The 12,233-nt window shown below is 42.3% G+C and carries 15 protein-coding genes; 13 read left to right on the top strand and 2 right to left on the bottom strand.

The window, feature by feature from the left end; genetic code table 11:
• The first annotated feature begins 36 nt into the window (after positions 1-36).
• From MHH76_RS14220 to MHH76_RS14160, 13 genes are all read left to right on the top strand, one after another.
• Complete coding sequence (locus tag MHH76_RS14220; protein ID WP_020452327.1) at positions 37-633, top strand: methyltransferase domain-containing protein; 597 nt, start codon at positions 37-39, stop codon at positions 631-633.
• Between the two features lie 345 nt (positions 634-978).
• Positions 979-1,239, top strand: a complete 261-nt coding sequence (locus MHH76_RS14215; RefSeq protein ID WP_009327831.1) for a metal-sensitive transcriptional regulator — start codon at positions 979-981, stop codon at positions 1,237-1,239.
• 146 nt (positions 1,240-1,385) lie between these two features.
• Complete coding sequence (locus MHH76_RS14210) at positions 1,386-1,868, top strand: DsrE/DsrF/DrsH-like family protein (protein ID WP_020452325.1); 483 nt, start codon at positions 1,386-1,388, stop codon at positions 1,866-1,868.
• 93 nt (positions 1,869-1,961) lie between these two features.
• A complete protein-coding gene (locus MHH76_RS14205) occupies positions 1,962-2,528 on the top strand; it encodes a sulfurtransferase TusA family protein (protein WP_043054410.1) in 567 nt (188 codons plus the stop codon).
• An 81-nt stretch (positions 2,529-2,609) separates the two neighbouring features.
• A complete protein-coding gene (locus MHH76_RS14200; protein ID WP_048350332.1) occupies positions 2,610-3,740 on the top strand; it encodes an MBL fold metallo-hydrolase in 1,131 nt (376 codons plus the stop codon).
• A gap of 31 nt (positions 3,741-3,771) precedes the next feature.
• The gene (locus tag MHH76_RS14195; protein WP_043054408.1) at positions 3,772-3,999 is read left to right on the top strand and encodes a sulfurtransferase TusA family protein; all 228 of its coding nucleotides are present in this window, start codon (positions 3,772-3,774) and stop codon (positions 3,997-3,999) included.
• A 55-nt stretch (positions 4,000-4,054) separates the two neighbouring features.
• Positions 4,055-4,834 carry a sulfite exporter TauE/SafE family protein gene (locus MHH76_RS14190; protein ID WP_043054407.1) on the top strand — a complete coding sequence of 260 codons (780 nt, stop codon included), beginning with the start codon at positions 4,055-4,057 and terminating at the stop codon, positions 4,832-4,834.
• 43 nt (positions 4,835-4,877) lie between these two features.
• Entirely contained in the window at positions 4,878-5,213 is a 336-nt protein-coding gene (locus MHH76_RS14185; protein ID WP_043054406.1) for a thioredoxin family protein, read from the top strand.
• A 19-nt stretch (positions 5,214-5,232) separates the two neighbouring features.
• The gene (locus MHH76_RS14180) at positions 5,233-6,324 is read left to right on the top strand and encodes a PAS domain-containing sensor histidine kinase (RefSeq protein WP_043054405.1); all 1,092 of its coding nucleotides are present in this window, start codon (positions 5,233-5,235) and stop codon (positions 6,322-6,324) included.
• Positions 6,299-6,943 carry a response regulator transcription factor gene (locus MHH76_RS14175; RefSeq protein ID WP_043054404.1) on the top strand — a complete coding sequence of 215 codons (645 nt, stop codon included), beginning with the start codon at positions 6,299-6,301 and terminating at the stop codon, positions 6,941-6,943. The genes MHH76_RS14180 and MHH76_RS14175 overlap by 26 nt, the downstream gene beginning before the upstream one ends.
• A gap of 158 nt (positions 6,944-7,101) precedes the next feature.
• On the top strand, positions 7,102-8,301 hold the full coding sequence (locus MHH76_RS14170; RefSeq protein ID WP_043054403.1) for an FAD/NAD(P)-binding oxidoreductase: 1,200 nt from the start codon (positions 7,102-7,104) through the stop codon (positions 8,299-8,301).
• Between the two features lie 72 nt (positions 8,302-8,373).
• Positions 8,374-9,804, top strand: coding sequence for an MBL fold metallo-hydrolase (locus tag MHH76_RS14165; protein ID WP_020452316.1), 1,431 nt, complete (start codon positions 8,374-8,376; stop codon positions 9,802-9,804).
• Between the two features lie 341 nt (positions 9,805-10,145).
• Positions 10,146-10,604: a hypothetical protein gene (locus tag MHH76_RS14160; protein ID WP_023855289.1), complete on the top strand. Its 459-nt coding sequence runs from the start codon at positions 10,146-10,148 to the stop codon at positions 10,602-10,604.
• 72 nt (positions 10,605-10,676) lie between these two features.
• Here the strand turns inward: MHH76_RS14160 and MHH76_RS14155 are convergent, their stop codons facing one another.
• Both MHH76_RS14155 and MHH76_RS14150 read right to left on the bottom strand, forming a co-directional pair.
• On the bottom strand, positions 10,677-11,999 hold the full coding sequence (locus tag MHH76_RS14155; protein WP_020452314.1) for an ISL3 family transposase: 1,323 nt from the start codon (positions 11,997-11,999) through the stop codon (positions 10,677-10,679).
• Entirely contained in the window at positions 11,992-12,204 is a 213-nt protein-coding gene (locus MHH76_RS14150; protein WP_040037657.1) for a hypothetical protein, read from the bottom strand. Before MHH76_RS14150 ends, MHH76_RS14155 begins: the two co-directional genes overlap by 8 nt.
• Positions 12,205-12,233 lie beyond the last annotated feature (29 nt).

Genomic DNA, 12,233 nt, shown 5'->3' with positions numbered 1-12,233 from the left:
TTAGTAAACCATCTAAAAATAAATAGGAAGTGGAATATGGAAAATAACGTTTTTGAACAGATGGCAAAACGATATGATACAGAAGAAAGAATTGAATTAGCAAAAGTGATCGTGAATGAAGTAAGACAGGAATTGAGAAATAGTCAATCAAAATCTTTAATCGACTATGGGAGCGGTACGGGTCTCATTAGTTTAGAATTATCAGATTTAGTACATTCTATTTTGTTGGTCGATTCATCAAAACAAATGCTGGAGGTGGCGAAAGCTAAAATTTCTCGCAAAGGAATCGCCAACGCAAAAGTGCTTTATTCAGATTTTACCCAAGAAACTCCTGAACTGAAGGCAGACATCGTTTTAATGTCACTAGTCCTTCTTCATATTCCGGATACGAATAAAATTTTACAAGAATTGTTCGGTGTTTTAAATAATGGCGGAAAGCTCATGATTATTGATTTTGACAAAAACGATAAAATTCAACATCCGAAAGTTCACAGCGGTTTTTCGCACGGAGAATTGAAAAAAAGATTATCCGATGTTGGATTTAAATCAACTGAAATGAAAACATTCTATCACGGCCATCGTATTTTTATGAATCAAGATGCTTCAATGTTTATATCCAGCAGCATAAAGTGATTTCTTGTTTTTGAAATGAAATAGCGGAAGCCGGAAAACGATCCGGCTTTTTCTGCTTCACTTCCCTTCTCCACAAGGTAAAACACATGAAACATCTTCATCAGCGCTCGGGTCCGCGACAGAAGCTTAAAATTTGATTTATCCTCAGCAGTTCAGTATATTATACACATAGGGGTATATGTATTGTGCGGGAGATAGGCTGTTTTGTACAAAAAGTCGTCACAGGCTGGATTCTTAACGAATATGACAGAAATGCAGGACAGTTCATATCCGCATAGTAACGGTTTCGCGAAACTGTTGATAAAAATGATATGCTATCATCATAAGAAAATGGGAGGTTATCTGATGGAATACGATGATCAATTAAAAAATAGGATCAAACGAGTGGAGGGTCAAGTTCGAGGGATATTAAAAATGATGGATGAAGGAAAAGAGTGTAAAGAGCTCGTAAGCCAAATGTCAGCGGTTCGTTCCGCATTAGATCGCGCCATTGGTGTTGTTGTAAGCAGCAACTTGGAGAAATGCGTTCGCCTTCAAATCGAAAGAGGAGAAGATACCGAAGACCTCATTCAAGAAGCCGTTAATTTATTGGTTAAAAGCAGATAGTGTTAAGATGGCTGTTGATAATACAGCCTCTGTATACCCTTAGTTAAAAGAAAACCCCTTAAGGGTATAAAGAGCTGAAACTTATATTTTTTTATTTTTTATATACCCATACGGGTATTAGTATATGGAAATAGGAGAGTTGATCTATGTCAGACCAAAAAGAAAAAACGACCATTGTTTTATTTAGCGGTGACTTAGATAAGGCGATTGCCGCTTTTATTATTGCTAATGGAGCCGCTGCTTATGATCATGAGGTAACAATTTTTCATACATTTTGGGGGCTTAACGCTTTAAGAAAGGATGAACCGGTGCCGGTAAAGAAAGGGCCGCTTGAAAAAGCATTCGGCTTTATGATGCCCCGGGGTTCAAAGAAATTCGGATTATCTAAAATGAATTTTGCCGGTATCGGGCCTAAAATGATCAAACATGTCATGAAAAAGCACGGCGTGCTGTCTCTGCCTCAGCTGATTGAAATGGCGCAAGAACAAGGAGTTAAGCTTGTTGCCTGTACAATGACAATGGACTTGTTAGGCTTGCAAAAAGAAGAACTTATCGACGGTATTGATTATGCAGGAGTTGCCGCATATCTCGGGGATGCCAACGAAGCAAAAGTGAATTTATTTATATAACGGTCTCCAAATTAAACGGTGCTTTAAGGAATAGGGTTGCCGGAGCGATCAAATGGAACTTTGATACTGAAAATGAGTATGGAGGGATGATTGATGAACATCAAATCTGACCGCGTGTTAGATGCGAAGGGGCTTGCTTGTCCAATGCCCGTTGTAAAAACGAAAAAGGCCATGAATGAGTTAGAACCGGGGCAGGTAATGGAAGTGCATGCTACTGATAAAGGGTCTCTTGCTGATATACAGGCATGGGCAAAGGGAAGCGGCCACCAGTATCTCGGGACGACAGAAGACGGAAATATATTAAAGCATTTTCTTCGTAAAGCAGGTCACTCGGAAATAAAGAAAGAAAAAACGTTTCCTTATGTGATTCAAAATGAAGAGCTTCAAAAAAAGGTAGAGGCGGGAGAACGGATAACAGTCGTTGATGTTCGGGAACCTGCAGAATACCGTTTCGGCCATATTCCAGGAGCGATTTCAATCCCATTAGGTGAACTTGAAAAAAGAGCAAAGGAACTGAATAGAGAAGAGAAAATTTACGTTGTTTGCCGTACAGGTAATAGAAGCGATCTGGCAGCTAAACAGCTTGCAGCTAACGGCTTTAAAGACGTTGAAAATGTGGCGCGGGGAATGGAGGAGTGGTCAGGGCCTATTGAAAAATGATCAATAAATTGAACGGCTGCAAAAGTTGCGACCATTGCAACATGTGCCAATGAGATTCTAACATTCTAAGGAGGTTTAGAAGTGGACTTTACAATCATTTCACCAAAAGAAGTAACCGAAAAATTATTAGGAAAAGAATCGTTTTTTATTTTAGACGTACGAAATAAAGATGCCTTTAGTGATTGGAAAATCGAGGGCAGCCGGGTTGAACATTTAAATGTTCCGTATTTTGATTTAATTGATGGTGTAGATAAAATTGCAGGCCAAGTTCCCAAAGATCAAGATGTTCTGGTGGTTTGTGCCAAACAAGGGTCTTCGGAGATGGTTGCACAGCATTTAGTGGATGCCGGTTTTGAAAGAGTTTTTGCACTTGAAGGCGGCATGAAAGCGTGGAGCGAATTTTTACATCCGGTAAAAATCGGAAACTTGAAAGAAGGGGGCTCGATCTATCAATTCGTAAGAATGGGGAAAGGCTGTTTATCCTATTTTATTGAGACTGACGGAGAAGCGATTATAGTTGACCCTGCTCGTACTGTAGACGCATATATAGATTTTGCAAAAGAGAGAAACGTTACGATTAAACATGTGGTCGATACACATTTACATGCGGATCATATTTCTGGCGCACGTTTACTTCGTGAGCGTACAGGAGCCTCATACTACCTGCCGCCAAAAGATGCTGAGGAAGTGCAATTTTCGCATGAACCGTTAATTGAAGGTCATGATGTTTCGATAGGAAACACAAGCATGAAAGTGGAGCCTATCTACTCACCGGGCCATACGATTGGAAGCACATCTTTAATTGTTGATAATCACTATTTGTTAACAGGAGATATTTTATTTGTTGAATCAATCGGCCGGCCAGACTTGGCTGGAAAAGCCGGGGACTGGGCAGAGGATTTACGTAACACATTGCATGAAAAATACAAACAAATATCAGGTGACTTGATTGTGCTTCCAGCTCATTTTTCGTCAGTCAGTGAATTAGGCGATCAAGGGCAGGTTCAAGCTAAGCTGAGTGATGTATATAAAAAGAATGCCGGTTTAAATCTGGATGAAAATGAATTCAGAAGTGCTGTATCAGAAAACCTGCCGCCACAGCCAAATGCCTATCAGGAAATCCGTCAAACCAACATGGGCAAAATAACGCCGGATGCTGACAGGCAAAGTGAGATGGAAATTGGACCAAACCGTTGCGCGGTTCATGGATGAGTATAGATTTGAAGATAGGGAGAGATAAAACATGAAATCAGATAAAGTGATAGATGTTAAAGGATTCGCGTGCCCGATGCCAATTGTGAAAACAAAAAAAGCTATGGATGAATTGCAATCCGGAGAAGTGTTAGAAGTACACGCCACTGATAAAGGGGCAAAAAGTGATCTGACAGCATGGGCGAAGTCAGGCGGCCATGAATTGCTTAAAGGTACTGAGGAAGATGGTGTACTAAAGTTTTGGCTTAAAAAAGGTTAAGGTGATAAAAAGGGGGGACTATTCCCCTTTTTATTGAAGGAAAGGAGGAAAGTCGGTGGACATCTCTTTTATTCTTCTCATATTTTTCATCGGATTTGTTGGTTCTTTTATGTCCGGAATGCTTGGTGTCGGCGGGGCAATTCTTAATTACCCTTTATTATTATATATTCCTGTGTTATTTGGGTTTACAGGCTTTAATGCTCACCAGGTTTCAGGTATTGTCGCAGTCCAGGTTTTTGTTGCAACATTTTCCGGTGTATGGGCTTACCGGAAAGGCGGTTACTTAAATAAAGAACTGATCTCCATCATGGGATTAAGTATTCTGATCGGAAGTCTAGTCGGTGGTTATGGGTCACATTTTTTCTCCGAAGATTTCATAAACTTGGTTTACGGAATATTGGCGATAATCGCCGCAGTCATGATGCTTATTCCAAAGACAGGAACAGAAGGTAATCACAGTGATCACGTTCGCTTTCCGAAGATATTAACCTCAGTAATTACTTTTGCAGTCGGCTTGGCTTCAGGCATTGTCGGTGCCGGCGGCGCTTTTCTGCTTGTTCCGCTAATGTTAGTCGTTTTAAAAATACCTACACGAATCACAATCGCAACATCGCTCGCAGTTACATTTATTTCATCGATTGGAACAACAGCTACAAAGCTCATCATTGGACATGTTCCTATTATGCCGGCTTTGATTATAATAGCTGCCAGCCTAATGGCATCCCCGCTAGGTGTTTTAATTGGCAAGAAGATGAAGGCTAAAGTTCTTCAAGGTATTCTGATATTCGTTATTTTGATTACAACTGTGAAAATCTGGTTTGATATCTTACATTAATGTTTAAAGTTTTCTATATTTTCTGTTTTGAAGGAGGGATTGGATGAAAGAGATTACAGAGCTGACTTCAATGGCGGCAATTGAGAAGTTTATAACCGGTCATAAATTAAGTTTTATATATATATCAAGGCCTCAATGCACAGTCTGTCACGCTGTTCTGCCGCAGCTTAGAGTACTGTTGACTCGCTTTCCAAAGATTAAATTAGGGCATATCAACGCTGATATAGTGAAGGAGGTTGCCGGCTGGTTTTCAGTCTTCACAATTCCTGTGCTTCTTTTGTTTATTGAGGGAACCGAATGTCTAAGAGAAGCGCGTTTTGTTCATTTTGAGCAGCTTGAACAGAAGTTAAAAAGAGTCTATCAGTTGTACGAGGAATAGATAGCTAAAGGGAGGGGCCATGATGTGTCAAAACCCGACTTTTTTTGAACGGTATAAAGAAGAAGGAAAGTCAATGGAAAGCGGCTATTTAAGGCAGATCTTCGACCATTTGCAGGATGGAATCATCATGATGGATCAGGAACGCAGAATTCTGGTGATGAATCCGTCCGCAGAGAAGATGACGGGATGGAAATTAGGTGACAAGGTTCCGTACTGTTCCTACTGCCAAACGAGAAAATTGGAAGCGGGAGAAGAGCGTTGTTATTTGCTGGCCAAGCGGGAAGTTCCTTATTTTCTTTCCTCGATGCCCACATATGAGGGACGATTCGTTGACATGGAGATGAGTACGGCTGTCATTTCTGAAAACGGCGATCAAATGGAAGTTCTTTTGGTCCTGAAAGATTTAACGATAAAGAAAAAGGAAGAGGAAGCGCGGATCTCCAAGCTGGTTCTGCAAAAAACGCTAGAAACTCAGGAAAACGAACACAAGCGGCTGGCCCAGGAACTGCACGATGGCGTAGGACAATCGCTTTATTCGGTTTCAGTAGGTATTCAAGCGATTCAATCGCGCATGGAGCAGGAAGAAACATTTAGAGAGTACATGCAGGAAATCATCGATGAACTGGAAAAAGCGATCCAAGACGTCAAGCTCTACTCTCTTCAGCTGCGGCCGCACAGTCTCGATCAGCTGGGGCTGATTCCTGCTGTCAAGCACCTTGTGTCCAGCTTAAACAAGACTCATCAGGATGTTTCTATTACGTTTGCCTCAAGCAATGTCAGCATTCGCTTGCTGCCGGTTTTGGAAATCAATTTATACCGCATCATTCAGGAGGCGCTGCATAATGCCCTGAAATATTCGCAGGCGACACATATTAAGGTCATATTGTACAAAGAAGATGGCGAGCTTATTTTGATGATTCAGGACAATGGCATTGGTTTTGATCGCGGGCTGACAGAGGAAGGCTTGGGATTCAAACATATGGAAGAAAGAGTCAATCAGATGGAAGGAAGCCTTCGAATTCACTCCGCACTTCAGAAAGGAACGACAATTAAAGTGAAAGTACAGGACAAGGAGGGGAGGGGGAGTGATCAAGGTATTGCTGGTCGATGACCACATGATGATCCGCAAGGGCATCCGTGTGCTTTTGGAAGGTTTTTCTGAAATCGAAATTGCGGGAGAAAGCAACAATGGCAACGAAGCCGTTTTTAAGGCCGGACAGTTGAAACCGGATGTCGTGCTGATGGATTTGTCGATGCCAAACGGGTTGGACGGATTCACAGCGAGCACTGCGATCCGAAAGATGAACCCTTCTGTTAAAATCGTGATTTTGACAATGCATGATAAAGAAATTTTTATCCAAAAAGCGATAGAGGCGGGGGCCCATGGATACGTCTTGAAAAACAGTCATTATCAGTTGCTTTATCAGGCGATTGTCGAAGTGTACAGGGGAAATCTCTATTATAAGACATCTGTATCGCAGGACATCATTGATCAATGGCTGAATTCAGAGTCCCAAAAGCCGCCTTCTGTTTTAACTGTTCGCGAAAAGGAGATTCTCAGATTCATTGTGCTGGGTTATGCCAATAAGGAGATTGCCGATAAACTCTCAATCAGCGTCAAAACCGTCGAAAATCATAAAACAAATATGATGCAGAAATTAAAACTGGACTCGAAACACGAATTAATCCAATATGCGATCAAAAACAAATATCTCGATCTGACGTTCTAACATACTGCCCCTTAACCTTGTCAGCTTGGGAAGACGGTGCTCAAATAAAAGTAGGGGAGTTCCCCTATACAAAAAAGGAAGATGGATGGTAACTTAAAAAACGAGAGACACATCTTTAAGACAAACAGCAACTTTCTATAAACATAAGGGGGTTGACCATGGCAAGACAGGCTCGTTATTCCATTGTCATTGTTGGAGGTGGGACTGCTGGCATCTCTGTCGCCGCCCGTCTCGTTCGGGCTTCTAAAACACTCAAAGGACAAATTGCCATCATTGACCCGCAAACAAAGCACTATTACCAGCCTTTGTGGACATTAGTTGGAGGCGGCGCAGCGAAGAAGGAAGAGTCTGAGCGCGATTTAGCTTCCCTGATTCCTGGCGGGGTCGACTTGATCGGCGATGCTGTAACTGAGTTTCGCCCGAATCAGAACACACTTCTTACAAAACAAGGAACGATCGTTTCCTACGATTATCTCGTGGCGGCAGCCGGTTTGCAAATCGATTGGGACGGGGTCAAAGGTTTGAAAGATGCGGTTGGAAAAAACGGGGTTTGCAGCAACTATTCATATCATACGGTAGACAGCACTTGGGAAAACATCCGCAATTTTAAAGGCGGAACCGCCATTTTCACTCATCCTGATTCTCCCGTGAAGTGCGGGGGAGCTCCACAGAAAATTATGTACTTAGCAGATGACTATTTTCGCAAGTCAAATGTTCGCCATCAGTCGGACATTATTTTCGCATCGGCGAAATCGATCATTTTTGATGTCCCCAAATATGCAAATGCGCTCGAAAAAGTCGTCAGGCGCAAGGATATCCACACGATGTACAAGAGAAATCTAATCGAAATTCAGCCTGATTCAAAAGAAGCCTTGTTCGAAAACTTGGAGACGGGAGAGCAGGAAGTATTAGCATATGATCTTCTTCATGTGACGCCGCCGATGAAAGCACCTCTCTTCATCAAAGAAAGCGCATTGGCGGATGCCGGCGGCTGGGTCGATGTTGATCCGTACACGCTGCAGCACAAAAAGTTTGCCAATGTTTTCGGAATTGGTGACTGTGCCAACCTGCCGACGTCCAAAACGGGAGCTGCAGTTCGTAAACAGGCTCCGGTTGTGGTGCGAAATCTGATGTCCTTGATCAAAGGATCTTCATTAGAAGCAAAGTACGATGGATATACCTCGTGCCCCTTGGTTACAGGATACAACAAACTCGTGCTGGCTGAGTTTGACTATCACAAGGTGCCGCAAGAAACGTTTCCATTTGATCAGTCCAAGGAACGATTCAGCATGTACCTGTTAAAAAGAAGATTGCTTCCCATCATGTATTGGAATGGCATGTTAAAAGGACTGATGTAAGAGGCAAGACAAAGCATGATGCGAACTCAAAAGGACATATTCCGTTAAATGTTTCAAGAGGAGGAATACAACATGTTATTGCGCTATTTTTACGATGAAAAGCTGGCCCATGCATCCTATCTGGTTGGCTGCCAAAAAACAGGAGAGGCAATTGTCATTGATCCCGGCCGCAATCTAAAACCATATTTACAAGCAGCCGAAGATGAAGGGCTAAACATCACAGCGGCCGCAGAAACCCATATCCACGCCGACTTTGTTTCCGGCGCTCGCGAACTCGGCGCTACACATCAAGCGAAGCTGTATCTTTCCGATGAAGGGGACGCAGATTGGAAATACCAATATGTCGATGAATTGAAACATCAACTTGTGAAAGACGGCGATCGCTTTTCCATCGGAAACCTGATGTTTGAGGTTATGCATACTCCCGGCCATACCCCGGAAAGCATTTCCTTTCTGTTGACGGACGGCGGAGGAAATGCGGATCGTCCAATCGGCATCTTTACAGGAGATTTCGTCTTTGTGGGCGACATTGGCAGACCCGATTTGCTCGAAAAAGCGGCGGGGATCAAAGGAACGTCACAATCGGGGGCAAGAGAGATGTTCAAGTCCCTTGGAAAGTTTAAACAACTCCCGGATTACTTGCAGGTTTGGCCGGCTCATGGCGCAGGCAGCGCTTGCGGCAAGGCATTGGGAGCCATTCCAACTACGACTGTCGGTTACGAAAAGATGTTTAACTGGGCAATGGCATACACCGATGAAGAAACATTCGTTAAAGCCTTGCTTGACGGGCAACCAGAACCGCCAAAGTATTTCGCTGTGATGAAACGAGTAAATAAAGAAGGCCCTGCATTGCTTAAAGATCTTTCTGCTGTTCCAGAGATTACATCGATTGAACAAGTGAAAGATTTGCAGGGAAAAGAGCAAATTGTGGATACCCGCACTTCCCGAGAATTTGCTGAAGGGCATATCAAAGGCACAATCAACATTCCATTCAACAAGGCGTTTACGAACTGGGCAGGCTGGCTCATCGACTACACTCGTCCTGTGTACTTCATAACGAATCCGGCAGAAGTGAACGAACTCCTGGAAGCGCTGCGCTCTGTGGGCATTGACAATGCGGCAGGGTTTATGGATCGGGACAAAATCCTGGCAAGCGGTGCTTTTTCACTTGAATCGTACGCGGAGATCACGCCACCTGAGATCGCAAAATTAGTGGATGACGGATTCGTGCACGTGCTTGATGTTCGCAATCTGACTGAATGGCAGGAAGGTCATATTCCAAATTCGCAACACATCATGCTGGGAACGCTCCCAGAACGGCTCGATGAAATTAGAAGAGACTGTCCGATTCTTGTGCAATGCCATTCCGGAGCCCGATCTGCCATCGGAGCCAGCATTCTTCAAGCTAACGGCGGTTTCAAACAAGTATTGAGTTTGAGCGGCGGCATTGTCCAATGGCAGAAAGACGGTCTTGCCATGACAACTTCTTGCAGCGGATTGTAATGAAAGAAAATGTCTGCTCAAGCGCATGGAATAAAGAGTCAAGAGGCCGATTTTGTCTTCCTCCCGGCCTCTGACTGATATTATTTCCGCTTTTCCTTCTCCGTCCGATCAAACTTCTGAAACATCTTCCTTAGTGCCCGCTTTTTCGCGTTTTCTCTTCTTTCGAATCAAGGCCGAAACGGCCGACGATGACTTTTTTCCGTCCAAGATGTCGATACATTCCTGTGGCATACAAAAAGCGATTTGTTGACTTTAGGAAATTTACGTTGACAAAAGTATTGTGCAAAATGACCCCTTTTTATAAAATGTAAAGTAATTATTTGGATATTCAGGGGGGGAGTGTGAAAAAGAAAATGTATTTTTTAATAGTACTGCTTTTTGCAGGTGGTTCTTTTGTGACTCCATATGACTTTGTCTCGGCTGAAGGATTTGTAGACCATAAAACTGCCATTGACGATCTATATTGCTCAGGGAAAAAGACAAGGGAAATTGTAAAAGATGGGCAGGTGCATTTTACGCTGGAAACAACATACCATGAAAATGGAATCGTTGAAGCCATCGTTACGGAAAATAAACATACGACTTATATTCAATATAACCCTGCAACGGGCATGACCTTATTAAATGGTGTAGCATTAGAAACAAAGAAAGAATTTGAAATGGGTTTGTCAGCGTACAAAGAAGTATACATGGGGACTGTAACAAATAATGTTCCGGCAGGCACTTTGGTTGGAGCGGCAATTTCTTTGACAAGTATATGGACCAGGGTTCCTGCGAGCAGAGTAAAACAAACGTTTTAACCCTAACTTCATTGGCTGTAGGAAAGACACTTGATAAATTAAGGGTATTCGGATTATTTGGTGGAAAAGGGCTTATAATTCACCCTTTTCCAATTTCTTAATAAGTGTGGAAAAATCAACACCATAGTTGCCTGTTATGACGTGGTCTGTTACTTCATGCCAATTGAAAGTGTCGTATAATATAGCCTTGCTGAAAGCACTTGAATTAAATCGTGGCTTACGTTTCTTATGGAGGTTCTCATTAAACAGTATTTTGGCTCGTAACGCTTCAAATGAGTAACCTCTACCCATTCGTTCAACTTGCCTAATAATACTGTTTATAGATTCTGTATAAGCGTTTGTAAGTTTTTTATCGAAGTAGTTGAATATTTCGTCTTGCCAGTTGTCTACAGCTCTCACAAGATCTTTATAAGCGTCTTTGGAGTTACTGGACATACAATGTATTCTCCACAGTCTGTAACGGTCTCTGCCTTCTTCAGGATCATCGGTATCCCATATCCAGTAAAATTCTTCTTTGAGTTCATGGGCTTCTTTTAGATCAGGCAGACTACCTAACCAAGTATCTAAGAGAAATGCTTCACGCTCATTTAAATCGTGTTTACGCTTTAGAAGGATAAACCTCTCACGCATAAGGGTACGCCTTTCCAAAGCTGTCATTTTAGCTTTGATAGCCTTTCTAACACCGTCTAAGGCTTGGTTAGCCATTCGGACAACGTGGAACTTATCTACAACCACTTTCGCGTGTGGTAAGACGGTATTAACAGCATCTTTGTAAGGCTTCCACATATCCATTGTGACGTATTCAATATAGGTCCTGTCACTGATTTCTGAAAGGCGTTGAATGACTGTTTCCTTGTTACGGTTGGTCTTGATGTCATAGATAGTCCTACGTTCAACGTTAGTCAATACAAGGCGAGGTTTACGGATAATGTGTATTTCATCTATCCCAAGCCATCTAGGAGTCTCAAACTGGTATTCTCGCTCTTTGAATGATACGTAGTCCTTAAAAACGTTCCTGACGGTCTTCTCGTCAACACCAACGTTTTCTGCAACTTCTACAAAGGTTTTTGACATGGATTGTTCTTCGATAGCTTTTACAAGCCTTTTGGTCATACTACGCTTTTCGTCAATGGATATAAGGCGTTCCCAGAAGGTAGAATCACATTCACAACACTTATAACGTCTACGGTTCAATTGTAAGCCCACTCGCTTTAAACGAATGGGCAAATCCATAATCAATTGCTTTCGTGAACTGTGCTTATATAACTTGTCAAAACCACATTCAGGACAACGTTCTGGTGGGTTGATTGCTTCCACTTTAAACAACATATCGCTTTCATTTTCTTGTGGTGGTTCAATAACTATGAGGTCTTGAAGAGATAATAGGTTAGTCATCTTTACCTTTTATTTTGAGAGAACCTACACCAATAATTGCTCCCAGTATAACTAACACCATACTGGCTATAATTTCATACCCTTGCAAAGCCTCGATGTAATTTACGAGAAACCAACTTGGTCCCCCACCTGCTAATCGGTTTATGATACCTCCAACTCCTTGGATTAATAGAAGTAGACTTACACCGCTTGCAATCTCTTTCATAACACTACATCCCCTTTCCAAATAACTAA

The organism is Bacillus sp. FSL L8-0193 (genome assembly GCF_037976065.1).
Classification (GTDB): Bacteria; Bacillota; Bacilli; order Bacillales; family Bacillaceae; genus Bacillus; species Bacillus paralicheniformis.
Note: the sequence above shows the minus strand (reverse complement) of the source record. Positions and strands in the feature narration are given on the sequence as shown.